At 44.1% G+C, this 21600-nt stretch carries 34 protein-coding genes; 4 read left to right on the top strand and 30 right to left on the bottom strand.

Features of this window, described 5'->3' with window-relative positions; genetic code table 11:
- Positions 1 to 18 precede the first annotated feature (18 nt).
- The 24 genes from rplR to KQI91_RS08265 form a co-directional block, all read right to left on the bottom strand.
- Positions 19 to 387, bottom strand: coding sequence for a 50S ribosomal protein L18 (gene rplR / locus KQI91_RS08380; protein ID WP_005424994.1), 369 nt, complete (start codon positions 385 to 387; stop codon positions 19 to 21).
- A 17-nt stretch (positions 388 to 404) separates the two neighbouring features.
- A complete protein-coding gene (rplF, locus tag KQI91_RS08375) occupies positions 405 to 944 on the bottom strand; it encodes a 50S ribosomal protein L6 (protein WP_015542257.1) in 540 nt (179 codons plus the stop codon).
- A 229-nt stretch (positions 945 to 1173) separates the two neighbouring features.
- Positions 1174 to 1575: a 30S ribosomal protein S8 gene (rpsH, locus tag KQI91_RS08370; RefSeq protein ID WP_005424990.1), complete on the bottom strand. Its 402-nt coding sequence runs from the start codon at positions 1573 to 1575 to the stop codon at positions 1174 to 1176.
- A 193-nt stretch (positions 1576 to 1768) separates the two neighbouring features.
- Entirely contained in the window at positions 1769 to 1954 is a 186-nt protein-coding gene (locus KQI91_RS08365; RefSeq protein ID WP_005424988.1) for a type Z 30S ribosomal protein S14, read from the bottom strand.
- Between the two features lie 14 nt (positions 1955 to 1968).
- On the bottom strand, positions 1969 to 2508 hold the full coding sequence (gene rplE, locus KQI91_RS08360) for a 50S ribosomal protein L5 (RefSeq protein WP_216392383.1): 540 nt from the start codon (positions 2506 to 2508) through the stop codon (positions 1969 to 1971).
- Positions 2509 to 2529: 21 nt separating this feature from the next.
- Positions 2530 to 2841, bottom strand: a complete 312-nt coding sequence (gene rplX / locus KQI91_RS08355; protein ID WP_216392382.1) for a 50S ribosomal protein L24 — start codon at positions 2839 to 2841, stop codon at positions 2530 to 2532.
- Between the two features lie 11 nt (positions 2842 to 2852).
- Positions 2853 to 3221, bottom strand: coding sequence for a 50S ribosomal protein L14 (gene rplN, locus KQI91_RS08350; protein ID WP_005424985.1), 369 nt, complete (start codon positions 3219 to 3221; stop codon positions 2853 to 2855).
- Between the two features lie 13 nt (positions 3222 to 3234).
- The gene (gene rpsQ, locus KQI91_RS08345) at positions 3235 to 3489 is read right to left on the bottom strand and encodes a 30S ribosomal protein S17 (protein ID WP_008707264.1); all 255 of its coding nucleotides are present in this window, start codon (positions 3487 to 3489) and stop codon (positions 3235 to 3237) included.
- A 22-nt stretch (positions 3490 to 3511) separates the two neighbouring features.
- Positions 3512 to 3721: a 50S ribosomal protein L29 gene (gene rpmC, locus KQI91_RS08340; protein ID WP_022067328.1), complete on the bottom strand. Its 210-nt coding sequence runs from the start codon at positions 3719 to 3721 to the stop codon at positions 3512 to 3514.
- Positions 3711 to 4148: a 50S ribosomal protein L16 gene (gene rplP, locus KQI91_RS08335; protein WP_216392381.1), complete on the bottom strand. Its 438-nt coding sequence runs from the start codon at positions 4146 to 4148 to the stop codon at positions 3711 to 3713. The genes rpmC and rplP overlap by 11 nt, the downstream gene beginning before the upstream one ends.
- Complete coding sequence (gene rpsC / locus KQI91_RS08330) at positions 4148 to 4804, bottom strand: 30S ribosomal protein S3 (protein ID WP_216392380.1); 657 nt, start codon at positions 4802 to 4804, stop codon at positions 4148 to 4150. Before rpsC ends, rplP begins: the two co-directional genes overlap by 1 nt.
- A gap of 11 nt (positions 4805 to 4815) precedes the next feature.
- Positions 4816 to 5205: a 50S ribosomal protein L22 gene (gene rplV / locus KQI91_RS08325; protein ID WP_005424978.1), complete on the bottom strand. Its 390-nt coding sequence runs from the start codon at positions 5203 to 5205 to the stop codon at positions 4816 to 4818.
- Positions 5206 to 5302: 97 nt separating this feature from the next.
- Positions 5303 to 5584, bottom strand: a complete 282-nt coding sequence (gene rpsS / locus KQI91_RS08320; RefSeq protein WP_008707255.1) for a 30S ribosomal protein S19 — start codon at positions 5582 to 5584, stop codon at positions 5303 to 5305.
- A 15-nt stretch (positions 5585 to 5599) separates the two neighbouring features.
- On the bottom strand, positions 5600 to 6445 hold the full coding sequence (rplB, locus tag KQI91_RS08315; protein ID WP_216392379.1) for a 50S ribosomal protein L2: 846 nt from the start codon (positions 6443 to 6445) through the stop codon (positions 5600 to 5602).
- Between the two features lie 173 nt (positions 6446 to 6618).
- Positions 6619 to 6918, bottom strand: coding sequence for a 50S ribosomal protein L23 (gene rplW / locus KQI91_RS08310; protein ID WP_216392378.1), 300 nt, complete (start codon positions 6916 to 6918; stop codon positions 6619 to 6621).
- The gene (gene rplD, locus KQI91_RS08305; RefSeq protein ID WP_216392377.1) at positions 6918 to 7538 is read right to left on the bottom strand and encodes a 50S ribosomal protein L4; all 621 of its coding nucleotides are present in this window, start codon (positions 7536 to 7538) and stop codon (positions 6918 to 6920) included. Before rplD ends, rplW begins: the two co-directional genes overlap by 1 nt.
- Positions 7539 to 7559: 21 nt before the next feature.
- The gene (gene rplC / locus KQI91_RS08300) at positions 7560 to 8192 is read right to left on the bottom strand and encodes a 50S ribosomal protein L3 (RefSeq protein WP_216392376.1); all 633 of its coding nucleotides are present in this window, start codon (positions 8190 to 8192) and stop codon (positions 7560 to 7562) included.
- Between the two features lie 87 nt (positions 8193 to 8279).
- Positions 8280 to 8597 carry a 30S ribosomal protein S10 gene (gene rpsJ / locus KQI91_RS08295; protein WP_005424971.1) on the bottom strand — a complete coding sequence of 106 codons (318 nt, stop codon included), beginning with the start codon at positions 8595 to 8597 and terminating at the stop codon, positions 8280 to 8282.
- A 409-nt stretch (positions 8598 to 9006) separates the two neighbouring features.
- Entirely contained in the window at positions 9007 to 10074 is a 1068-nt protein-coding gene (locus KQI91_RS08290) for a hypothetical protein (RefSeq protein WP_216392375.1), read from the bottom strand.
- A gap of 94 nt (positions 10075 to 10168) precedes the next feature.
- Positions 10169 to 10423 (bottom strand): HPr family phosphocarrier protein, encoded by a 255-nt coding sequence (locus KQI91_RS08285; protein ID WP_216392374.1) that lies wholly within the window; start codon positions 10421 to 10423, stop codon positions 10169 to 10171.
- Positions 10420 to 11367: a DNA-binding protein WhiA gene (whiA, locus tag KQI91_RS08280; RefSeq protein ID WP_216392373.1), complete on the bottom strand. Its 948-nt coding sequence runs from the start codon at positions 11365 to 11367 to the stop codon at positions 10420 to 10422. Before whiA ends, KQI91_RS08285 begins: the two co-directional genes overlap by 4 nt.
- Positions 11368 to 11392: 25 nt before the next feature.
- Positions 11393 to 12271 (bottom strand): RNase adapter RapZ, encoded by an 879-nt coding sequence (gene rapZ / locus KQI91_RS08275; RefSeq protein ID WP_216392372.1) that lies wholly within the window; start codon positions 12269 to 12271, stop codon positions 11393 to 11395.
- Between the two features lie 3 nt (positions 12272 to 12274).
- Positions 12275 to 13195, bottom strand: coding sequence for a UDP-N-acetylmuramate dehydrogenase (murB, locus tag KQI91_RS08270; RefSeq protein WP_216392371.1), 921 nt, complete (start codon positions 13193 to 13195; stop codon positions 12275 to 12277).
- 33 nt (positions 13196 to 13228) lie between these two features.
- Positions 13229 to 13966 (bottom strand): tRNA threonylcarbamoyladenosine dehydratase, encoded by a 738-nt coding sequence (locus tag KQI91_RS08265; protein ID WP_216392370.1) that lies wholly within the window; start codon positions 13964 to 13966, stop codon positions 13229 to 13231.
- 297 nt (positions 13967 to 14263) lie between these two features.
- Between KQI91_RS08265 and KQI91_RS08260 the strand changes: the two genes are divergently transcribed.
- The 4 genes from KQI91_RS08260 (at position 14264) to sstT (ending at position 17520) form a co-directional block, all read left to right on the top strand.
- Entirely contained in the window at positions 14264 to 14734 is a 471-nt protein-coding gene (locus tag KQI91_RS08260) for a SpoVA/SpoVAEb family sporulation membrane protein (RefSeq protein WP_216392369.1), read from the top strand.
- Positions 14731 to 15813: a stage V sporulation protein AD gene (locus tag KQI91_RS08255; RefSeq protein WP_216392368.1), complete on the top strand. Its 1083-nt coding sequence runs from the start codon at positions 14731 to 14733 to the stop codon at positions 15811 to 15813. Before KQI91_RS08260 ends, KQI91_RS08255 begins: the two co-directional genes overlap by 4 nt.
- 3 nt (positions 15814 to 15816) lie before the next feature.
- Entirely contained in the window at positions 15817 to 16173 is a 357-nt protein-coding gene (locus tag KQI91_RS08250) for a SpoVA/SpoVAEb family sporulation membrane protein (RefSeq protein ID WP_216392367.1), read from the top strand.
- Positions 16174 to 16293: 120 nt separating this feature from the next.
- Positions 16294 to 17520, top strand: a complete 1227-nt coding sequence (gene sstT, locus KQI91_RS08245) for a serine/threonine transporter SstT (RefSeq protein WP_216392366.1) — start codon at positions 16294 to 16296, stop codon at positions 17518 to 17520.
- Positions 17521 to 17603: 83 nt separating this feature from the next.
- Here sstT and KQI91_RS08240 read toward each other — a convergent pair whose 3' ends face one another.
- The 6 genes from KQI91_RS08240 to KQI91_RS08215 all read right to left on the bottom strand — a co-directional run bounded on the left by KQI91_RS08240 (position 17604) and on the right by KQI91_RS08215 (position 21586).
- On the bottom strand, positions 17604 to 18020 hold the full coding sequence (locus KQI91_RS08240; RefSeq protein WP_216392365.1) for a stage V sporulation protein AB: 417 nt from the start codon (positions 18018 to 18020) through the stop codon (positions 17604 to 17606).
- Positions 18020 to 18661 (bottom strand): stage V sporulation protein AA, encoded by a 642-nt coding sequence (locus tag KQI91_RS08235; RefSeq protein ID WP_216392364.1) that lies wholly within the window; start codon positions 18659 to 18661, stop codon positions 18020 to 18022. Before KQI91_RS08235 ends, KQI91_RS08240 begins: the two co-directional genes overlap by 1 nt.
- 105 nt (positions 18662 to 18766) lie before the next feature.
- Entirely contained in the window at positions 18767 to 19483 is a 717-nt protein-coding gene (locus KQI91_RS08230; RefSeq protein ID WP_330654496.1) for a SigF/SigG family RNA polymerase sporulation sigma factor, read from the bottom strand.
- An 8-nt stretch (positions 19484 to 19491) separates the two neighbouring features.
- Positions 19492 to 19920 (bottom strand): anti-sigma F factor, encoded by a 429-nt coding sequence (gene spoIIAB / locus KQI91_RS08225; protein ID WP_216392363.1) that lies wholly within the window; start codon positions 19918 to 19920, stop codon positions 19492 to 19494.
- Entirely contained in the window at positions 19917 to 20246 is a 330-nt protein-coding gene (locus KQI91_RS08220; protein WP_216392362.1) for an anti-sigma factor antagonist, read from the bottom strand. Before KQI91_RS08220 ends, spoIIAB begins: the two co-directional genes overlap by 4 nt.
- Positions 20247 to 20338: 92 nt before the next feature.
- Entirely contained in the window at positions 20339 to 21586 is a 1248-nt protein-coding gene (locus KQI91_RS08215; protein ID WP_216392361.1) for a tetratricopeptide repeat protein, read from the bottom strand.
- Positions 21587 to 21600: the final 14 nt, after the last annotated feature.

Raw genomic sequence — 21600 nt, 5'->3', positions numbered from 1 at the left:
GTGTCTTTTTCCTCCCTTTTAGAATTTCAGCCCAGCTTCTCTTGCTGCGTCTGCCAGTGCCTTTACTTTACCGTGATAGATATAGCCTCCTCTGTCGAAGACAACGCTCTCGATACCTGCTTCAACTGCTTTCTTTCCGATTACAGTTCCAAGGTATGCTGCAGCTTTTACATCATCAGTATTTTCCAGTTCAGCTTTTACATCTTTCTGAAGAGTAGAAGCAGATACTAAAGTTTTTCCTACAGTGTCATCAATGATCTGTGCATACATATGCTTGTTGGAACGATATACTGCCAGTCTAGGAGTAGTAGCTGTTCCATTGAGATGATGACGGATTCTTCTATGTTTTTTCTCGCGAATTTCCGCTCTGGATGCTTTATTAATCATATTCTCACTCTCCTTATTTATTTCTTACCAGTCTTACCGACTTTACGTCTGATAACTTCATCAGCATACTTGATACCTTTGCCCTTATATGGCTCCGGTCTTCTCTTATCTCTGATCTCTGCTGCGTACTGGCCAACTTTTTCTTTGCTGATACCGGAAACGATGATCTTGTTTCCATCAACTTTGGATTCCAGACCTTCTGGATCTTCCATCTCTACCGGGTGAGAATATCCCAGAGAAAGAACAAGTTTCTTGCCCTGTTTCTGTGCTCTATAACCTACACCGTTGACTTCAAGCTCTTTTGTGTAGCCTTCGCTTACACCAACAACCATGTTGTGGATAAGGCTTCTTGTCAGACCGTGTAATGCTTTCATTTTCTTAAGATCGTTCGGTCTTGTAACTACTACATGACCATCTTCTACTTTGATTTCCATTTCGGTTGGAAGTGCTCTTTCGAGTGTTCCTTTAGGACCTTTAACGGTTACTACGTTACCTGCAGCTACGCTTACTTCAACGCCTGCCGGAATAGCTACCGGAAGTCTTCCGATTCGTGACATAATATTGTCCTCCTTACTTAAATTGTCGGAGAGAAAAGCTTTCATTTCTCTCTGTTTTCAGTTTGCATTGAACACTTAACAAGTACAGGCGCAAACGCTGTACGAGTTTAGTGAGAAAGCACACCTCGACACTTAATGAGAGAGTCGATGCAACGCGTCGGCTATCGAATTTAGTGACGATGGTGTTTCCTTCATCTATAAAAAATCTGCATTCAGATTTTTTTCCTTATTACCAAACGAAAGCAAGAACTTCTCCACCAACCTGAAGTTTACGAGCTTCTTTGTCAGTGATTACACCTTTGTTTGTGGAAAGGATTGCGATTCCAAGTCCGCCAAGTACTCTCGGGAGTTCATCTTTACCAGCGTAGATACGAAGACCTGGTTTGGAGATTCTCTTAAGTCCTGTGATGATCTTGTCGTTCTTTGTCTCACCGTATTTCAGTGTGATATGGATGGTTTTGAATACGCCGTCTTCGATCAGATCGTATTTTGCAATATATCCTTCATCTACAAGGATGTTTGCGATTGCGATTTTCATTTTGGATGCCGGAACATCTACTGTATCATGTTTTGCAGTGTTAGCGTTACGGATTCTTGTAAGCATATCTGCGATTGGATCACTCATTGTCATGTTAGTTTCCTCCTATTATTCTCTTCTCAGACTTTACATGATTAATATAATTACTTTAGGTTTAACAAATTTGCACCACTTCCCTCAACTAAACTCAACCTTCGTTTACACTCGGTTTCGTTAAGGTTCGGGAAGGGCCTCACACTAAATTCATGCTGTGCTTAACAGCTTGCATTCATTAAGTGTTTCCGGCCTACCAGGAAGCTTTTTTAACACCCGGGATCTGACCTTTGTAAGCCAGTTCACGGAAGCAGATACGGCAGATACCGTATTTTCTCAGGTATGCGTGTGGACGTCCACAGATTCTGCAGCGGCTGTATTCTCTTGTGGAGAATTTCTGTTTGCGCTGCTGTTTGATTTTCATTGCTGTTTTAGCCATTCGAATTCTCCTCCTTATTTAGCAAAAGGCATATTGAACTGAGTTAACAGTTCACGAGCCTCTTCGTCTGTCTTAGCAGTTGTAACGAAGATGATATCCATACCTCTTACTTTGTCTACCTTATCATACTCAACTTCTGGGAAGATCAGCTGTTCTTTGATTCCCAGTGCGTAGTTTCCTCTGCCATCGAAAGCGTTCGGATTTACACCACGGAAGTCACGTACACGAGGAAGAGCAAGGTTGATAAGACGATCAGCAAATTCATACATCTTCTCGCCTCTTAAGGTAACCTTACAACCGATTGGCATACCCTCTCTGATTTTGAAGTTAGCTACAGATTTTTTAGCTTTTGTTGCGATTGCTTTCTGGCCTGTGATCAGTTCCATATCAGCGATTGCTGCATCAAGAAGCTTAGCGTTTTCTTTAGCTTCACCAACACCCATGTTGATAACGATCTTATCGAGTTTTGGCACTTCCATAACGTTTTTATATCCGAATTTTTTGGTCATGGCATCCATGATCTCATTTGTGTAAAGTTCTTTTAATCTACTCACCTGTCATGCCTCCTCTCTTAATTAATCGATAACTTTACCTGTTGCTTTTGCAACACGTACTTTTTTGTCTCCATCCATCTGGAATCCAACTCTTGTAGCTTTTCCGTCAACAACGAGCATTACGTTGGAAACATGAAGAGCAGCTTCTTTTGTTGTGATTCCGCCAGCCTGGTTTGCAGCTGATGGTTTGTTGTGCTTTGTAACCATGTTGACATTCTCAACGATTACGGTGTTGTCTTTTACGTTAACGGCAAGAACTTTTCCTTCTTTGCCTTTATCTTTTCCAGCGATTACTTTAACAGTGTCGCCTTTTTTAATTTTCATAGCTGACATTAGGCACCCTCCTATAATACTTCCGGAGCTAAGGAAACGATCTTCATGAATTTCTTTTCACGAAGTTCTCTGGCAACTGGTCCAAAGATACGTGTTCCTTTCGGAGTTAAATCGTCTTTAATGATTACGGCTGCATTTTCATCGAAACGGATGTAAGATCCGTCTTTACGACGAGCGCCTTTTTTGGTACGAACTACAACAGCTTTAACTACATCGCCTTTTTTAACAACACCGCCTGGTGTTGCATCTTTAACAGTAGCAACGATAGTATCACCGATGTTAGCATATCTTCTTGTAGAGCCACCCATAACACGAATACAAAGGATTTCTTTTGCACCAGTGTTGTCGGCAACTTTCAGTCTAGTTTCCTGCTGAATCATACTGGTTTCCTCCTTATTTCACTTTCTCTACGATCTCAACCAGTCTCCATCTCTTGTCTTTGGACAGCGGTCTGGTTTCCATAACTTTAACGGTATCACCGATATTGCACTCATTGTTCTCATCATGAGCTTTGAGTTTATATGTTCTCTTTACGATTTTTTTGTAAAGAGGATGTTTTACATGGTCTTCGATAGCAACAACAATGGTCTTGTCCATCTTATTGCTGACAACCTTACCCACACGGGTCTTTCTCAGATTTCTTTCCACGATTATTTCCTCCTACTATTCACTATTTAGCAGCGTTTGCCTGCTCAGTGATTACTGTCTGGATTCTGGCAATATTTTTGCGAACCTCTTTGATTCTGCTTGTATTGTCTAACTGATTGGTTGCATTCTGAAATCTCAGATTGAAAAGTTCTTTTTTAGCAGCTACTAATTCTTCATTTAATTCTGCAGCTGATTTTGCTTTTAAATCTTCTACGAATTTATTAATTTTCACTGTTATCACCGCCTTCTAAGTCTGCACGAGAAACGATTTTACATTTACATGGTAACTTGTGCATTGCAAGACGTAATGCTTCACGAGCGATCTCTTCAGAAACGCCTGCGATTTCGAACATTACACGTCCTGGCTTAACAACTGCTACCCAGTATTCAAGGGAACCTTTTCCGGAACCCATACGTGTTTCTGCTGGTTTCGCTGTTACTGGTTTATCCGGGAAAATCTTAATCCAAACCTGACCACCACGTTTGATGTAACGTGTCATGGCAACACGGGCTGCTTCGATCTGGTTAGATCTGATCCAGCAAGGTTCGGTAGCAACAAGTCCGAATTCACCATAGTTGATCTTATTACCTCTAAGGGCTTTACCTCTCATGGAGCCACGGAACTGTTTACGACGTTTTACTCTTTTTGGCATTAACATTATTTATCGCTCCCTTCCTTATTTCCTTTAGTAGGAAGTACTTCACCGTTGTATACCCAAGCTTTTACACCAACTTTTCCGTAAGTTGTGTCAGCTTCTGCAAATCCATAATCAATGTCTGCACGCAGTGTCTGAAGCGGGATTGTTCCTTCGCTGTAGAACTCTGTACGAGCCATATCAGCTCCACCAAGACGTCCGGATACGGATGTTTTGATTCCTTTTGCTCCTGCTTTCATTGTTCTCTGCATTGTAGATTTCATAGCACGTCTGAAGGAGATACGGTTTTCAAGCTGCAGGGCAATGTTTTCAGCTACGAGCTGAGCATCTTTGTCCGGTCTCTTTACTTCTTTGATATCTACGATCAGTTTTTTGTCTGTGAATTTCTGTAATTCAGCTTTTACTTTTTCGATCTCAGAACCACCTTTACCGATTACGATACCCGGTTTAGCAGTGTAGATGATGATCTTAACTCTGTCAGATGCTCTTTCGATTTCAATCTTGGAAACACCTGCGCTGTAAAGTTTTTTCTTTAAAAATGTTCTGATATTGTAATCTTCAACCAGGTAGTCTGCGAAATCTGCTTCTGCATACCATCTGGAATCCCAATCCTTGATCACACCGACTCTAAGGCCATGTGGATTAACTTTCTGTCCCATGCTTTTCCTCCTTATCTTTCATCCAGCACGATGGTGATATGGCTTGTTCTCTTTTCGATTCTGTAAGCTCTACCCTGTGCTCTTGGCTGAATACGTTTCATTGTAGGTCCTTTGTTTGCATAGCACGCTGCAACGTAGAGGTTATCTGCGCTCATTCCGTTATTGTTTTCTGCGTTTGCGATTGCTGACTCAAGCAGTTTCTTCAGAACGCTTGAAGCGTATCTCGGATTATATGTGAGGATACCAAGTGCTGTCTGCACGTCTTTACCACGGATTGCATCTAATACATAGCAGGCTTTCTGAACAGAAATTCTTGCATAAGATAATTTTGCAGACGGTCTTGTCTCTCTATTACTCTCATTTCTGGCTCTCTTAATCTGGCTTCTATGTCCCTTTGCCATTTTAAAGTGCCTCCTTTCCAATTAATCGATATCTGGTAACACCGCCTTGCTGCCCCCTTGCGGGACAACAGGCAGATTATTTTATTTAAGTTTAATACTAGCGAACGCCGGATTTCTTTTCGTCTTTTCCGTGTCCTCTGTAAGTTCTTGTAGCTACGAACTCACCAAGTTTGTGTCCTACCATATCTTCTGTTACATATACCGGAACATGTTTTCTTCCGTCATGTACTGCGATTGTATGTCCTACGAAGGACGGGAAGATAGTGGAACGACGTGACCATGTTTTGATCACAGATTTATCATTTGCAGCATTCAGAGCGTCAACCTTTTTAAGCAGGCTTGCGTCTGCGAAAGGTCCTTTTTTCAATGAACGAGACATTCTGTACCCTCCTTATTATTTTGATAAAGCTTTTCCATCGCGTCTTCTTACGATGAGCTTGTTGGACTGTTTGTTTTTCTTTCTGGTCTTCAGACCAAGAGCAGGTTTGCCCCATGGTGTACACGGACCTGGACGACCGATTCCGGTCTTTCCTTCACCACCACCATGCGGATGGTCATTCGGGTTCATTACGGAACCACGAACTGTAGGTCTGATTCCCATATGACGTTTACGTCCAGCTTTACCAACATTGATAAGGTTGTGATCGCCGTTACCAACAACTCCGATAGAAGCGCGGCATACAAGCGGAACCATTCTCATTTCACCTGACGGTAATCTTAATGTTGCGTATTTTCCTTCTTTAGCCATCAGCTGTGCGCCGTTACCAGCGGAACGAACCATCTGTCCGCCTTTTCCAGGATGCAGCTCGATGTTGTGGATCATAGTACCAACCGGGATAAGTTCCAGTGGCAGGCAGTTTCCTACACGGATTTCTGCTTCCGGACCGTTCATGACTTTCTGTCCGACTTTCAGTCCTTCCGGTGCAAGGATGTATGCTTTTTCACCATCTTCGTAGCAGATCAGAGCGATGTTTGCTGTTCTGTTCGGATCGTATTCGATTGTCTTAACAGTAGCATGGATTCCATCTTTTCTTCTCTTGAAGTCGATGATTCTGTATTTTCTTCTGCTTCCGCCTCCGCGGTGTCTAACAGTAATTTTACCCTGGTTGTTACGTCCAGCATTTTTCTTCAGAGATACGACTAAGGATTTCTCAGGGGTATTTGTTGTGATCTCAGAGAAATCAGATCCAGTCATATGTCTTCTGGAAGGTGTATATGGGTTATAGGTTTTGATTCCCATGATGTTTCTCCTTTCGAATATTAGTTATCATGCTTTCCAGCATATATCTTCTGAAAGCGTGAAGAGGAATGTTCCCTCAACCAAACTCGCATTATATGCTCGTTAAGGTTCGGGAACGATCTCGCACTTAATTCATGCTTCGTTTTCACTCGCATTCATTAAGTTGCTTTCGATCAAAGTCCCTCGAAGATTTCGATATCTTTGCTTTCTTCTGTAAGAGCTACGATCGCTTTTTTAGTCTTAGCTGTTTTACCAACTGTAACACCGCGACGTTTTTTCTTTCCATCCATGTTCATGGTGTTTACGCTCTTAACTTTTGTTCCTTCGAACATTTTCTCAACAGCCTCTTTAATCTGAGACTTGTTTGCTTCCGGATGAACCAGGAATGTATATTTTTTCTCACCCATGGCATTCATGGATTTCTCTGTGATTACAGGCTTGAGAATTACATCATAATATTTAATAGCTGCCATTATGCGTATACCTCCTCAATGGATGCAACTGCGTCTTTTGTAACCACTACTGTATTGTGTTTCATCACATCATATACGTTGATAGTGCTTACAGTTGCAGTCTGTACATCTGCAATGTTTCTTGCAGAAAGAACTACGTTCTGATCATCACCAGCAGTTACAACAAGAGCTTTGTCTGCTTTGAGGTTTGTAAGAACCTTCTGCATTTCTTTTGTCTTTGCTTCTGCAAGTGCAAGGCTGTCTACAACAACCAGTTTATTTTCCTGAACTTTAGAAGTCAGAGCGGATTTCAGAGCTGCTCTTCTTTCTTTTTTGTTCATTTTTACTTCATAATCTCTCGGTACCGGAGCGAATACTACACCGCCGCCAGTCCACTGTGGTGCACGGATGGAACCCTGTCTTGCATGACCTGTTCCTTTCTGTCTCCACGGTTTTCTTCCGCCGCCGCTTACTTCAGAACGTGTTTTTGCTTTCTGAGTACCCTGGCGATTATTTGCAAGCTGACGAACAACAGCAAGATGAACAAGATGTTCGTTGATCTCTACACCGAACACTGCATCGTTCAGTTCCATTGTTCCAACTTCATTGCCTTCCATATTATAAACTGTTACGTTTGCCATTCTGATGCTCCTCCTTTCTCATTATAAAGACTTTACTGTCTCTTTGATGGTCACCAGAGATTTCTTAGGTCCTGGAACAGCACCTTTCACTAACAGTAAGTTGTTTTCTGTGTCAACGCGAACGATCTCAAGGTTCTGAACAGTAACCTGTACATTTCCCATGTGACCCGGCATGTGTTTTCCTTTGAATACTTTACTCGGATCGGAGCAAGCACCATTGGAACCAGCATGACGATGATATTTGGAGCCGTGAGCCATAGGTCCTCTGGACTGTCCATGTCTCTTGATAGCACCCTGGAAACCTTTACCTTTGGAAACAGCAGTTGCATCGATGTGATCGCCGTCTGCAAAGATATCAGCTTTAATTTCCTGTCCTACTGTGTATTCTGCAGCATTTTCAAATCTGAATTCTTTTACAAATCTCTTTACTGCAACACCAGCTTTGTCAAAGTGACCTTTTTCCGGTTTGTTAACCAGTTTTTCTCTGATCTCGCCATAGCCCACCTGAACTGCAGCGTATCCGTCGTTTTCCTCTGTCTTAACCTGAGTTACAACGCATGGACCAGCCTGTAAAACGGTTACCGGAATTAACTGGCCATCTTCATTGAAGATCTGAGTCATTCCGACTTTAGTAGCTAAAATAGCTTTCTTCATTTCTTTCTTCCTCCTTATAGCGGATTACCATAAAGGCAATCATATAGTTTTTTGAAACGCCCGAAGGGCATTTAAAACGAGTTTAAATTATTTTGTTTTCATCTTGATATCGATGTTAACACCAGCCGGCATTTCCAGTCTGGAAAGTGCATCAACTGTTTTCTGAGTTGGTGTCATGATATCGATGAGTCTCTTATGAGTTCTCTGCTCGAACTGTTCTCTGGAATCTTTGTATTTGTGAACAGCTCTTAAGATTGTAACAACTTCCTTCTTTGTCGGAAGCGGAACCGGTCCGCTAACTGTTGCTCCGTTCTTTTTAACAGTCTCGATGATTTTTGCTGCAGATGCATCTACTAACTGATGATCATAAGCCTTTAAAGTGATTCTCATTACCTGATTTGCCATAAAAAAAGTCTCCTCCTATTCGTACTCAATTATGCAGTACGACAAGCGGCGACTGTACACATCTCCGTGTGTGTCTTTCGACTTCTTTACACACGTCCATCCCGTTGATGGTTTCTGAACTTGTACAGTGACTTGTCGTCAGTTTCCTAACTTGACATTCGCTCCACGGAAAACCCGTCATCTCCTGGCGGCAACCTCGCGCTTCATTGCTATCATGTCACAGCAGATATTAGTATATACGATGATTCTAAATTATGCAAGTGTTTTTTTCATTTTTTTACATTTATTTATTCACAATAATTCTGCCTTTTTTCTTCTTATTATAGTGCAAAATGCAGTGAAAGGTCTTTCTCCCTTCACTGCATCTTATTTTATCCGTTTTCTTCTTATTATAATAGGATATCTTTTGTTATTCTTCTTCAGCCTCTTCATCGCCGCCGATGATATCCGAATAATCAAACAGTGTAACCTTTGTGATGGAATCTCTCACAACATCCGGTGCATCTCCGGCCTTTCTCGCTTTATTGGCAAGCTGAGAAGCAGTTCTCTTCGGAATCGCAAGTTTCTTGATTTCGACCGGAGCCTTTTCTTCTTCGATCTCATCTTCCTCCGGCTCTTCTTCGTACACGTATGTACTCTCCGCCGGTTCCTGATATTCCTGATTCATTTCCGGTTCATCATCTGCCGTTGCTGCTGCAATTTCTTTTTTGAGCAGCTCATGTGCCTCGCTTGTTGCTGTCTGCACATTTTTGACCGGGCGTTTCTTTACCGGCACTTCTTCCTCAAGATCATCCTCATAGATTTCATCTACAAATCCACCAGTACGGATTTTCTTTCTTTTTTCTTCTTTTTTATTCTTCTTTTTTTCTTTTGCTCCGCGAAGAAGTTCTTTGTCTTCCTGTTTCATACGTTTCTCGCGGGCTTTTTCTTCTGCTTTAAGTTCCTTGGATGTTTTTACCCTGCGACGGTCGCCACGGCCATCCTCATATTCATAATCATCCTCCGGCTCTTTTTTCCAGAGTTCTGCGATCACGTATAATATAATAAGGAAGAGAAGCACAAGACCAAGAATGATCAGCCCCTCAATGCTCTGCGTTGCGATCAGCAGATATCCCACAAGTGGAAGCGTTATAACAACCTTTGGTACCCAGTTCTTTACAGAAACCGTAATATTCTGCTGTGCAGATGTGCTTGTGTCAACCACAGTACCTGTATTATTTTCTCTGTTCACACTCATAAGGCTGTATTTATAAGTCTTAGAATCTTCCTCTACCAGAATCGGTGTCCCTGCCGTAACTTCTTCTGTTTTTACAGGAATCGCATAAGTCACAGAACCATATGGCAGATTTGTTGCCTTATCCGTCGTATCCATAATCACAGTTCTGACTCCAAAAAACGGCGGCAGTGCCAGCCCAAGGATACATGCGATCGTACATATCACAACAAAATGTACAATAAATTTCAAAAATTTTGACATTGGTATCTCCCTCGCTTTGGTTACCTTTGTGAAAAGCATTGCCCCGGAATCGGTCTTCTCCCTGGCAATGCTTCAAAATATACTGATTGCTTAATTACTGATTACTTAAATAATTTTCGATGCTCTTCATTGCAGCTTCTTCATCTTCTCCGTTTGCGGAAAGTGTGATTTCTTCACCTGCGTCAAGTCCCAGGGTCATCATTCCCATGATGCTCTTTGCATTGACTTTCTTTCTTCCGATCTCAACATAGATTTCACTGTTGAACTGGCTTGCCACCTGTACAAGCTGTGCGACAGGGCGTGCCTCAAGACCAGTAGACAAATGAATGGTGATAGGTTTTTTAATCATAATAGCTCCTCCTCGTTTGTCCGCAGTTCATCGGCCATCTCGCTTAATTTTCTTAAGCGGTGATTGACTCCTGATTTTCCCACCTGCGGATTTAACATCATTCCTAATTCTTTTAGTGTAGCCTCCGGATACTGCAGTCTCAGTTCAGCGATCTCAGATAACCCCTCACTCAGATTGTGGAGTCCTGTTTTTTCCTCAATCAGTCTGATATCTTCAATCTGTTTCACTGCTGCATTTACCGTCTTATTGATATTGGCTGTTTCACAGTTTACTTTCCGGTTAACGGAATTGCGCATTTCTTTGAGAATCCTGATGTTCTCCAGATTCATCAGTGCCACATTTGCTTCCATGATTGCCAGCATATCCACGATCTGTGCGCCTTCTTTCACATAGACCACATATGATTTCTTGCGCAGTACGATTTTGGCATCGATATCGAAGCTCCGTATGATCCTCTGCAGATATTTCGCTCTTCTTTCGTCCTGACATACGATTTCAAAATGATATCCCTTTTCGGGATCACTGATCGATCCGGATGCCAGAAAAGCGCCACGGATAAATGCCCGCTTACAGCAATTTTGCTGTGTGATCAGTTCATTATCCAAATATAAGGTATCTCCGTCAGCCTCATTCAGCGAAAGTTTCGTTCCCTGAAGAACCGTCAGTGCCTGTGTGGAATCTGTGATCTCAACAGAATACACATTTCCCTTCTTCATCTGGCGACTCTCGCGAATGGCTATTTCTGTATCTATATTAAATGTTTTTTGTAATAAAGTAAAGTACTTTCTCACCACAGCATCATTTTCTGTCTGAAAGCGAAGGGCTCCCTCTGCATTTACTTTTCCGCATGCACTCAGAAGCGCGGCGATTTCAGCGATACGGCAGTGTCTCGCCATGCTGATCTGTCTGGAAAGTTCTTCTTTCACCATCCCTGAAAAAGACATTTCCACCTTCTCCTGTTCTGTCGGTCTATTTTTTGAGTAAAGCATCCTTTCCAATGTCCCTGTGTTCCAGTCGGATTCCATACTCTCTCTCTTCTGTAAGGCAGTCATACAATACCCTCGCAAGTGTCACCGACCGATGTTTGCCGCCTGTGCATCCAATCGCAATGACCAGGCTGGTCTTGCCCTCTTTTGCATAATTGGGAATCAGGAACTTCACCATATCTCCCAGTTTCGCAGCAAACTGCCTCGCAGTCTCATTGTCCATCACATAGTTGTAAACTCCCTCGTCCAGTCCTGTCTGTGGCCGAAGTTCATCTATATAATATGGATTTGGCAAAAAGCGCACATCAAATACCAGGTCCGCATCTTCCGGAATTCCGTATTTGAATCCAAAAGACAGAACCGAAATGACCATATTGCTGAACTTCCCATTATCTACAAAAATATTATTCAGCTCTTTCTTCAGTTCTCTGGTAAGAAGATGTGTCGTATCAATAATATAATCTGCACGATTTTTCAGAAACATCATCTTCTGACGTTCCAGACGAATCCCGTCATCCACCCTGCCATTCATTGCAAGCGGATGGCTTCTTCGCGATTCCTTATAGCGCTTTACAAGTACTTTGTCTTCCGCATCCAGAAACAGGATCTCAAAGCGATGACCTTCCTGTTTCAGTCTCTCAAGGACTACTTCCAGTTCTTCCAGTGCTCTTCCGCTTCGTGCATCAATACCGATTGCCGCATTCTGAACTTCTTCCTCCTGTGCTCCCGCCATCAGAGAAACAAACTTCCCGACCAGCGGGATCGGAAGGTTATCTACGCAAAAATATCTTGCATCCTCCAGCATCTTTAATGCAGTCGATTTTCCTGCACCGGATAATCCGGTTACGATCACAAGCCGCATATCTTATCTCCCGTCAAATTCTCCCAGAAATTTCACTTCAGGTTCCAGTGTCACGCCAAACTTCGCATATACCGTCTCACGCACATGTTTCATCAGATTGCAGACATCTTCCGCAGTCGCGTCTCCCGCATTGATCACAAATCCACAATGCTTCTCGGACACCTGTGCGCCGCCCACGCGATAGCCCCGCAGCCCGCTGTCCATAATAAGTTTGCCGGCAAAGTATCCTTCCGGACGTTTGAACGTACTTCCCGCACTTGGATATTCAAGCGGCTGTTTTTCTGAACGCTGCTCACTGAGTTTACGCGTGAGAGCCTTGATTTCTTCGATGTCTCCTTCTTTCAGAGAGATCACAGCCTCCAACACAATATAACCTGCTGATTTGACTATACTGGTACGATAGCCCATTTCCAGCTTTTCTGCAGGTATAACCCGGATTTTCCCATCCTGATCCATCACAGTGACTTCCTTCAGAACATCTTTCATTTCGCCACCATATGCGCCTGCATTCATGACGACTGCTCCACCAAGTGTTCCCGGAATACCGCCTGCAAATTCAAATCCGGTCAGAGATGCACGCCTTGCCGCTACAGCGATCGTAGACAGCAATGCACCTGCAGATGCACGAATCTCTGTTCCGTCTACCGCCACCGTTCCTATATTACGATCCATCTGCAGAATCACACCACGGTATCCTCTGTCACTCACAAGAAGATTACTTCCATTACCGAGAATGAAATACGGTATATTTTCCTCTTTGCAGATCATAAGTGTTTTTGCAACATCTTCCACACTCCTGGGCATCACAAAAACCTCAGCCGGGCCACCGATTCGAAATGTTGTATGACGTTTCATTGGTTCCTCAAACAACACCTGTTCCGTCCCCAGCTCATGACAAAGCTTCTGTTTTATTTCTTCATTCACAGATCTTTTCCTCTATCTTTCATAAAAAATACATCATTTACGCTTATCATTTTTTGCTTTTTCTGTCAGCAGATCTCTGATCACCTCACCGGCAACCAGCATCCCCGCAGTTCCCTGCACAAAAGAAATGCTGCCATCTGTCATCCCGTCTCCGATGTCTTCATGCTGACGTACTCCGCGTGTTTTGCGCAGTTTTTCACGCGAATACAGAACTTTTACTTTACGGATGTTTTTCTTTCTCAGTTCTGCACGGATAGTCTTTGCAAGCAGATCGCCGCTGACTCTGGCAATATCTGCAATCTCCAGTCTTGCGGGATTCAGTTTGTTTTCTGTAGAAAGGCAGGAAATGACCGGCACTTTACTGAGTCCCGCCTGTTCGATCAGAAGGACCTTGGATGCAGCTGTATCCATCGCATCCACAATATAATCAAATGCACTGAGATCAAACATACCAGCTGTCTCTCTGTTATAATATGTCTCGTAAGTGTGTACGAGAATATTTTCATCAATATCCCGGATATGTTCTTTTGCCATCTGTACTTTTTTGCGGCCAACTGCTGATTGCAATGCATATAACTGCCTGTTGATATCCGTCAGTGCAATCTCTCCATGATCGACCAGTGTAAGACTTCCCACACCACATCGTGCCAGAGCTTCCACTACATACGAACCGATACCGCCAACGCCGAATACTGCAATCTTCATACTGCTGATCCGCCTCATATTCCTGCTTCCAAGCAGACATTCCATTCGGGAAAATGCGTCATACATACGCAAACCTCCTCATGCCTTCTTATTCTAAGACTCTCTGCTCCCACTCCGTTTTATTATACTATCCGGATATAAGAATGTACAGTTTTTCATACTTTTTTTAGAATTTGCGTATTTTTTTCCCGCATTTCCATATACTACCCATCACGACCCCTCAGGAACTTTTCCCGCCCGAAGGTTCTGATGACCATAAGCCTTCTCATTATATGCATAAATGCAGGAAAAGTCAAAAGAAAACCTTCTTTTTCTACAAATATTTTTTTCGCATCTCAAAATTGTTATGAAAGGATGTCTGTTATGTCTGAAAGCACGCAGAAAGAAAAACAAAAAGCATATGAAAAATATGTCAAAAGTATCACTCCTTCGCACAGTCTCCCACTGAATATGTGCAAAGCATTTGTGACCGGCGGGCTCATCTGCTCCTTTGGGCAGCTGATTCTGAACACCGTGTCTTCCATGGGAGCTGATAAAGAAACTGCCGGCAACTGGTGTTCACTTCTCCTGATCCTGCTCAGCGTGATCCTGACCGGTCTCAATCTTTATTCCAGAATCGGCAAATTCGGTGGTGCCGGCGGACTGGTCCCTATCACCGGATTCGCCAATTCCGTCGCTGCATCCGCTATTGAATACCGTGCCGAAGGACAGGTATTTGGAATCGGCTGCAAGATTTTTACCATCGCAGGACCGGTCATCCTCTATGGCATTTTGAGTTCCTGGCTGCTTGGCCTTATCTACTTCTTTATAAAGTTTATGGAGGTGATTCGATGAGATCCGGAATTCTGCTTGGAAAAGCAAGTATTGCTTTTTCCAGTCCCGTCTATATCCAAAGCTGTGCTTCTGTGGTTGGCTCTAAAGAAGGAAACGGTCCATTAAAAGATTCTTTTGATATGATCTGTGATGATCCTATGTTCGGTGAAAAAACCTGGGAAGCTGCCGAAAGTACCATGCAGAAAGAAGTCGCCACTCTTGCCATCGGAAAAGCAGGACTTACTCCCGGAGATATCCGTTTTGTCTTCGCCGGTGATCTCCTGGCCCAGACAATTGCCTCTTCATTCGGCATCGCAGAAATGGGCATTCCATTTTTTGGTCTGTACGGTGCCTGCTCTACCATGGGTGAATCTCTTTCTCTCGGAGCTATCGCTGTATCTGCCGGATACGGTCAACATATCCTGTGTGCCACATCCAGTCATTTTGCAACTGCCGAAAAAGAGTTTCGTTTCCCGCTTGGCTATGGTTCTCAACGTCCCCTCTCTGCTACCTGGACAGTCACCGGAAGCGGAGCCTGCATTCTCGGTGCAAAACCGCCTCATCCCCGGAACACCGTCGGCAGTTCTCCACTCTGCCACGAAGAGGGCTATGCTGCGGTTACCGGCATCACTACCGGCAGAGTCATCGACTTTGGTTTCCGTGACTCTCTGAATATGGGCGGCTGCATGGCGCCTGCCGCCTGCGATACGATCCGGCAGCATCTTCAGGATTTTGATCTGACTGCAGACAGCTACGATGCAGTCATCACCGGCGATCTCGGACTGGTCGGGCAGCGCATCCTTCTCGATCTTTTGAAACAGGATCAGATCGACCTTGCTTCCGTACATCAGGACTGCGGTCTGCTGATCTACGACAATGACAGTCAGGACACACACTCCGGCGGAAGCGGCTGTGGCTGTTCCGCATCTGTGCTTTCTGCTCTGCTTCTTCCAAAGGTCGCATCCGGAATATGGAAAAAAATTCTCTTTGTGCCAACAGGTGCGATGCTTTCCAAAGTCAGCTTCAATGAAGGAGCTCCCGTTGCCGGCATCGCACATGCCATCGTCCTTGAACACATTCCCAAAACAAAGGAGGCATAAACAATGGATTATTTTAATGCATTCTGGGTCGGCGGACTGATCTGCGCCCTTGTCCAGATCCTTCTGGACAAAACCAAGCTGCTCCCCGGACGGGTCATGGTCCTGCTGGTCTGCCTCGGCACACTTCTCAGTGCTGTCGGACTCTATCAGCCATTTACCGATTATGCCGGAGCCGGCGCAAGTGTTCCTCTTCTGGGTTTCGGCCATGTTCTCTGGAAGGGTATGAAAAAGGCAATTGACCAGGACGGTTTTCTCGGTCTCTTCACCGGAGGTTTTACAGCCTGTGCTGTCGGAGTCTCTGCTGCACTGATTTTTTCCTATCTTGCCAGTCTGATCTTTCATCCCCAAATGAAAGAATAGAAGATTTTGCCGTCTTGTCTTTCACTGGTGAACATTTGTACATTACGTTCTTGCATTCTTACTTCTTTTCGTTTATAATTGTATCATATTATCATTTTAAAACGTTAAAGGAGTACAAATATGAAAAAGCTTTGGAACAAATGGACAGACATCGCTCTGGTAAAGCGAATCCTGGTCGGCCTTATTCTTGGTGCCATTCTGGGAATCGCTGTACCAGGTGCAACCGGCATTGCAATTCTTGGCGATGTCTTTGTAAGTGCCCTTAAGGCAATCGCACCACTTCTGGTATTCTTTCTTGTGATCAGTTCTCTGTGCAACGCAGGAAAATCCCACGGCGGGGTCATCAAGACAGTCATCATTCTTTATATGTTCAGTACTGTACTGGCAGCAGTCATCGCAGTATTCGCAAGCATGGCTTTTCCTGTCAAACTGACACTTGCTACCGCTGCCGCAACTGACACAGCTGCACCACAGGGTATCGTAGAGGTTCTTAACAACCTTCTTCTGAATCTGGTTGCCAATCCGGTATCCTCCCTCGTAAATGCAAACTATGTCGGAATCCTTATGTGGGCAGTTCTTCTCGGACTTGCATTCCGTGCAGCCAATAACATGACTAAAAATGTTCTTGCTGATGTTGCTGACGGAATCTCCACAGTTGTTACCTGGATCATCAATATGGCACCATTTGGTATCTTCGGTCTTGTATTCAATACCGTATCCACCAATGGTCTGGATATCTTTACCACATATGGAAAACTGCTTCTCCTGCTGGTTGGCTGTATGCTCTTTATCTATTTTGTCACCAACCCGCTTCTGGTTTACTGGTGTATCCGTAAGAACCCGTATCCGCTGATCTTCCACTGTCTGAAAAGAAGCGCCCTGACTGCATTCTTTACAAGAAGTTCTGCTGCCAACATTCCGGTCAACATGAAAGTATGTGAAGAAATGGGTCTGGACCGTGATACATATTCTGTAACGATTCCGTTAGGTGCTACGATCAACATGGATGGTGCTGCGATCACTATTACCGTTATGACTATGGCAACCGCTTACACACTTGGTATCCATGTAGACATTCCGACTGCGATCATCCTCAGTCTCCTGGCAGCTCTGTCAGCCTGTGGTGCTTCCGGTGTTGCCGGCGGTTCCCTGCTGCTGATTCCGATGGCCTGCTCCCTGTTTGGTATCTCTGATGATATTTCCATGCAGGTCGTTGCCGTTGGTTTCATCATCGGTGTTATCCAGGACTCTGTAGAGACCGCTCTGAACTCTTCTTCCGACCTTCTCCTTTCTGCATCTGCAGAATTCAGACAGTGGCGACTGGAAGGAAAAGAAATTAAATTCTAGCCAACTATTCTTGTTTATTGATTTTATCTCCAAAGACAACGGGGACGGAGTTTTACAACACAAAACTCCGTCCCCGTTGTCTTTTACCATCTCTTCCAGAAAAAGAGCCCTGCTCCAAACCCTTTTCCCAGTGCTACCATAAGCACAAACACCGCCAGATAGCGAACGATCCTGGCCCTGCGCATAAAGATCGGAAATACATTCAGAATCTCTGCCAGTGCCATAGCCCAGCATCCCACAAAGATTCCTCCAAGCAGACCAAATACAGACAAAAAGAGCTTTCCACCCGGCATCTGCAGTCCAAAGATCTGAAACAGATTCCCAAACACAGCCCCTGCCGAAACCATATCTTCATAGAACATGATCTTATTTCCGGTATGCGTCCGGTCCGCAAAATCAGAGATCACCCCCAGTTCTACGATAAAAGAGAACAATCCGCCTGCAACGACCACACCTGCACTCAGTCCGATCAGTACAAGAACTATCTTCTGTATCCACATTATTTCCCACCAACTTCCATTTCTTTTTTTCTGCGCGCCGCATCTTCCACAAGTGTTGTCTGAATATCATTTTCATAAAGACGCATCTGCACTTCCATTGGTGTCGGATCCACAGTAAAACGTTTTTTTCCAAAATGATTGAAAAAGATCAGAATTCCTAGTGTCAGCCCAATCGAGTAAGTGATCTCCAGCACTGTAAATCCATCACTTTTGCTTCCCATCACAAGTTCATAGATCTGACCGAACAGTTCCGTCCCTCCTACATCATTGTTAAATGCCATGATAGAAAAAGCCGATCCTACAAATATCACAGCTGCCACAGCAGTCACCTTCAGGATATGCCACGCATATGGCGGTGTCTTCTGATTTTCATAGGTCACGATCAGATCCGACTCTCCCAGATTCTGCACTTCTACTTTGGGATACTGCTCGTGAATGCAGGCAATGATCTTTAATATGGATATCACAAATCTCTGTTCTTTCTCCCCGTGTATTTTGAGTATCTTCAATGCTTTGATCCTGGGCAGCATAACTTTATCGGCACACTCCAGTGTGACAATATCTCCCAGAGTCACATCCGTTTTTGTTACCTCCACATTCCGGTCACCTTTGATATACACCGTTACTGATTCAGATGCCATAAATCCCCACACGTCCTTTCCGGTTTGTTTCTGTATCAGTATCTGAAAAACCGGCAAAAAGTATACGTAATAGTGCCATTAAAGTTTTGGCTGCCACAGCATATTTTATAATTCTTTTCGAAGCTTCTGCAAAATTCTTTTTTCCATTCTGGATACCTGCACCTGTGATACTCCCAGGCGCGACGCTACCTCTGTCTGTGTCATATCGCAGAAATAGCGCATACAGATCATATCTCTTTCTTCTTTTTGAAGGCGATCCAGAAGTTCTTCCAGCAGCACTCTGTCCAACAATTTCTCCTGCATATTCTTCAGTTCCGGAATTTTATCCAGCAGCCTCAGTTCCGTTCCCTCACCCTGATGGATCGGCCGGTAAATGGATTCCACCTCAGCTGCTGATTCCAATGCCATCGCAATCTCTTCCGGCGGCATCTGCAGTTCTTCGGAAAGTTCTGTAATGTTCGGTTCCCTTCCCAGCCTTTTTTCGAGCATTTCCCGTGCACGATAGATCCTGTACTGATTTTCTTTTATAGAACGACTGACTTTTACCATGCCATCATCTCTCAGAAATCTTTTGATCTCACCTGCGATCATAGGCACGGCATAAGTAGAAAATTTCACATCAAATGACAGGTCAAATTTATCTATCGCTTTCAAAAGGCCGATACTTCCAATCTGGACAAGGTCTTCCATTTCTACCCCTCGGCCCGCAAACCTTCTGGCAACACTGTAGACCAGTCCCATATTCTGATGAAATAACAGTTCTCTCGCTTCTTTATCCCCCTGGTGCGCCCGCCCGATCAGGGCCGATGTATCCAAGGTCATATCTGTGCCTACCGACCAATGGTCTTTTTCATATGCACCGTGGTTCCCTTTCCTGTTTCTGATTCCACCTCCACTTCATCCATAAAGGCTTCCATAAAGGTAAATCCCATTCCCGAACGGTCTTTATCCGGTTTTGTGGTATACATTGGTTCCATTGCTTTCTGCACATCCATAATTCCCACTCCATGATCTGTGATGTCCACGTACAGTACCTGCTCTCTGTAATATAATTTCATTTCAATCTTTTTTATCTGATTCTCATATCCGTGAATGATGCAGTTTGTCACGGCTTCCGACACTGCAGTCTTAAGGTCTGCAATCTCTTCCAATGTAGGATTCAGCTGCGTACAGAAAGATGCCGCCGTGATCCTCGCAAGACCTTCATTTGCCGGAAGGCTGTCAAAAACAAGAAGCATTTCGTTTGTATTCTCTTTCATGGTTTCTCCTCCTCTTCTGCTCTGTGTATTTCAATATAACGATGCAGTCCCGACAGATGGAGCAGCCTGTCGATATGGCTGCTCACTCCCGTTGCCTGGATGCAGCCTTTGCGCATCCCCAGAGACCGATATCTTCCCATCAGCAATCCAACTCCGGAGCTGTCCATGAACTGCGTTTGCGAAAAATCAAACACGATCGTCCTTATATAAGTTCTGCCTGCCAGTTTTTCCGCCTCTTTCCGGATCCAGTCAGATACCGGATGATCCAGTTCCTCCGGAACCAGAATAACCAATGTTGTCCCCTCCAGTTTAAACATTTCTTTCATTTTCCACTCCCCCCTGCTTTTATAAAAAAGAAAAAGAGGATGCACCGCTGGTACATCCCCTTCTCCGAGGTTTTTCTTAAAATCCGAATCGCTTATTCATAATATTCTCCATCTGCATTGTCATACTCACTGTAATCAGCATTGTCTGTATTCTGGTCACTCTGCGCCTGTACGCCTTCAGAATCATTGATTCCAGTAACACCGGTTGCATTTTTGATCGTCGTATAGATCGTCTTCATGGAATCTGTCAGCACATCTACATGTACTTTCTGAATCTCCACCGCTGCACTGTCGATATCCTGCTGCTGATAATACGTATATGCCTGCAGAAGTGCCTGATAACTCTCACTCTTCGCCTGCTCCGTTGTCAGCTCCTGTGTCACGGATTCTACGGTATCCCCGGACTCTTTTGCCTCTCCCTGCACTTTGGTCAGCTCAGCTCCCTGACTTGCCAGCGATTCACTGTACTGCACGATCTGCTGATTTGCTTCCTGGTAGATTCCCTGACGAATCGATGGCACGGCCAGCAGCCAGAATGCAACTGCACCTGCCGCAATACCGGACATCAAAATAAAGAATGCAGAAATCCTCGAATGTTCCCTGTACACGGTCGGCTGCACACTGCTGCCATTTCCAAGGATTTCCTCATCAAAACTCTGTTTTTTGTTTTTGGAACGGAACAGCCCCTTCTTTGGAGTTTTTTCCAGTCTTGTCGTAACCCCGGTCTGTTCATCCACTTCACGAAGAAACCGAAGTGTTGTCGTATTTGTTTTGTCGATCCGTGCTGCCTTCTTCAGGATTCTTCGTGCACGATTCCATTCCCCGTTTTTCATCTGGATCAGGGCAAGCAGATGGTATCCCTTGATCAGTTTTGAATTCTGCGCAAGAATTTTACGCAGCTGGATCGCAGCCATATCCTCATGCCCCTCTCTGCAGAGAAAAAGCGCATGATTATATTTTTTGATCGTCTCATTGATCGCAGCCAGCTTGTTCGGGTTGGCCTGTAATTTATTGATATACTCTGTTGCAAGATTTCTGCTCGGCTGAAGATTCTTGCTGATCACCCATTCACTGAGTGCCGACACCACTTCACCCGTCTCAAAATATACCAGTCCAAGCAGATTTCGAGCCCGAATATTTCTTTTATCATACATCAGGCTCTGTTTCAGACAGGCAATCGCGCCGGAAAGGTCACGAATGCTCGCTTTTTCAAGCCCCTGATTATAGTATATTTTGGACAGATAATCTACTTTTTTCTGAATCAGCACATTATACCCACAGTTCGGACAGTAATCCAGATCCATATCCATGAGAAATGCACCGCAGTTCATACAATTCATGTAGTTCTCCTTGT

This window comes from Blautia sp. MSJ-19 (assembly GCF_018918125.1).
Lineage (GTDB): Bacteria > Bacillota > Clostridia > Lachnospirales > Lachnospiraceae > Blautia_A.
The sequence above is the reverse complement of the archived record's forward strand: the minus strand, read 5'-3'. Positions and strand labels throughout refer to the sequence as shown.

Excerpts from the sequence above, each read along its gene's own strand:
- rplR (WP_005424994.1), bottom strand. The coding sequence starts at position 387 with ATGATTAATAAAGCATCCAGAGCGGAAATTCGCGAGAAAAAACATAGA.
- rplF (WP_015542257.1), bottom strand. The coding sequence starts at position 944 with ATGTCACGAATCGGAAGACTTCCGGTAGCTATTCCGGCAGGCGTTGAA.
- rpsH (WP_005424990.1), bottom strand. The coding sequence starts at position 1,575 with ATGACAATGAGTGATCCAATCGCAGATATGCTTACAAGAATCCGTAAC.
- KQI91_RS08365 (WP_005424988.1), bottom strand. The coding sequence starts at position 1,954 with ATGGCTAAAACAGCAATGAAAATCAAACAGCAGCGCAAACAGAAATTC.
- rplX (WP_216392382.1), bottom strand. The coding sequence starts at position 2,841 with ATGTCAGCTATGAAAATTAAAAAAGGCGACACTGTTAAAGTAATCGCT.
- rplN (WP_005424985.1), bottom strand. The coding sequence starts at position 3,221 with ATGATTCAGCAGGAAACTAGACTGAAAGTTGCCGACAACACTGGTGCA.
- rplP (WP_216392381.1), bottom strand. The coding sequence starts at position 4,148 with ATGTTAATGCCAAAAAGAGTAAAACGTCGTAAACAGTTCCGTGGCTCC.
- rpsC (WP_216392380.1), bottom strand. The coding sequence starts at position 4,804 with ATGGGACAGAAAGTTAATCCACATGGCCTTAGAGTCGGTGTGATCAAG.
- rplV (WP_005424978.1), bottom strand. The coding sequence starts at position 5,205 with ATGGCAAAGGGACATAGAAGCCAGATTAAGAGAGCCAGAAATGAGAGT.
- rpsS (WP_008707255.1), bottom strand. The coding sequence starts at position 5,584 with ATGTCTCGTTCATTGAAAAAAGGACCTTTCGCAGACGCAAGCCTGCTT.
- rplB (WP_216392379.1), bottom strand. The coding sequence starts at position 6,445 with ATGGGAATCAAAACCTATAACCCATATACACCTTCCAGAAGACATATG.
- rplW (WP_216392378.1), bottom strand. The coding sequence starts at position 6,918 with ATGGCAGCTATTAAATATTATGATGTAATTCTCAAGCCTGTAATCACA.
- rplD (WP_216392377.1), bottom strand. The coding sequence starts at position 7,538 with ATGGCAAACGTAACAGTTTATAATATGGAAGGCAATGAAGTTGGAACA.
- rplC (WP_216392376.1), bottom strand. The coding sequence starts at position 8,192 with ATGAAGAAAGCTATTTTAGCTACTAAAGTCGGAATGACTCAGATCTTC.
- rpsJ (WP_005424971.1), bottom strand. The coding sequence starts at position 8,597 with ATGGCAAATCAGGTAATGAGAATCACTTTAAAGGCTTATGATCATCAG.
- KQI91_RS08290 (WP_216392375.1), bottom strand. The coding sequence starts at position 10,074 with ATGTCAAAATTTTTGAAATTTATTGTACATTTTGTTGTGATATGTACG.
- KQI91_RS08285 (WP_216392374.1), bottom strand. The coding sequence starts at position 10,423 with ATGATTAAAAAACCTATCACCATTCATTTGTCTACTGGTCTTGAGGCA.
- whiA (WP_216392373.1), bottom strand. The coding sequence starts at position 11,367 with ATGTCTTTTTCAGGGATGGTGAAAGAAGAACTTTCCAGACAGATCAGC.
- rapZ (WP_216392372.1), bottom strand. The coding sequence starts at position 12,271 with ATGCGGCTTGTGATCGTAACCGGATTATCCGGTGCAGGAAAATCGACT.
- KQI91_RS08265 (WP_216392370.1), bottom strand. The coding sequence starts at position 13,966 with ATGTATGACGCATTTTCCCGAATGGAATGTCTGCTTGGAAGCAGGAAT.
- KQI91_RS08260 (WP_216392369.1), top strand. The coding sequence starts at position 14,264 with ATGTCTGAAAGCACGCAGAAAGAAAAACAAAAAGCATATGAAAAATAT.
- KQI91_RS08255 (WP_216392368.1), top strand. The coding sequence starts at position 14,731 with ATGAGATCCGGAATTCTGCTTGGAAAAGCAAGTATTGCTTTTTCCAGT.
- KQI91_RS08250 (WP_216392367.1), top strand. The coding sequence starts at position 15,817 with ATGGATTATTTTAATGCATTCTGGGTCGGCGGACTGATCTGCGCCCTT.
- sstT (WP_216392366.1), top strand. The coding sequence starts at position 16,294 with ATGAAAAAGCTTTGGAACAAATGGACAGACATCGCTCTGGTAAAGCGA.
- KQI91_RS08240 (WP_216392365.1), bottom strand. The coding sequence starts at position 18,020 with ATGTGGATACAGAAGATAGTTCTTGTACTGATCGGACTGAGTGCAGGT.
- KQI91_RS08235 (WP_216392364.1), bottom strand. The coding sequence starts at position 18,661 with ATGGCATCTGAATCAGTAACGGTGTATATCAAAGGTGACCGGAATGTG.
- KQI91_RS08230 (WP_330654496.1), bottom strand. The coding sequence starts at position 19,483 with ATGACCTTGGATACATCGGCCCTGATCGGGCGGGCGCACCAGGGGGAT.
- spoIIAB (WP_216392363.1), bottom strand. The coding sequence starts at position 19,920 with ATGAAAGAGAATACAAACGAAATGCTTCTTGTTTTTGACAGCCTTCCG.
- KQI91_RS08220 (WP_216392362.1), bottom strand. The coding sequence starts at position 20,246 with ATGAAAGAAATGTTTAAACTGGAGGGGACAACATTGGTTATTCTGGTT.
- KQI91_RS08215 (WP_216392361.1), bottom strand. The coding sequence starts at position 21,586 with ATGAATTGTATGAACTGCGGTGCATTTCTCATGGATATGGATCTGGAT.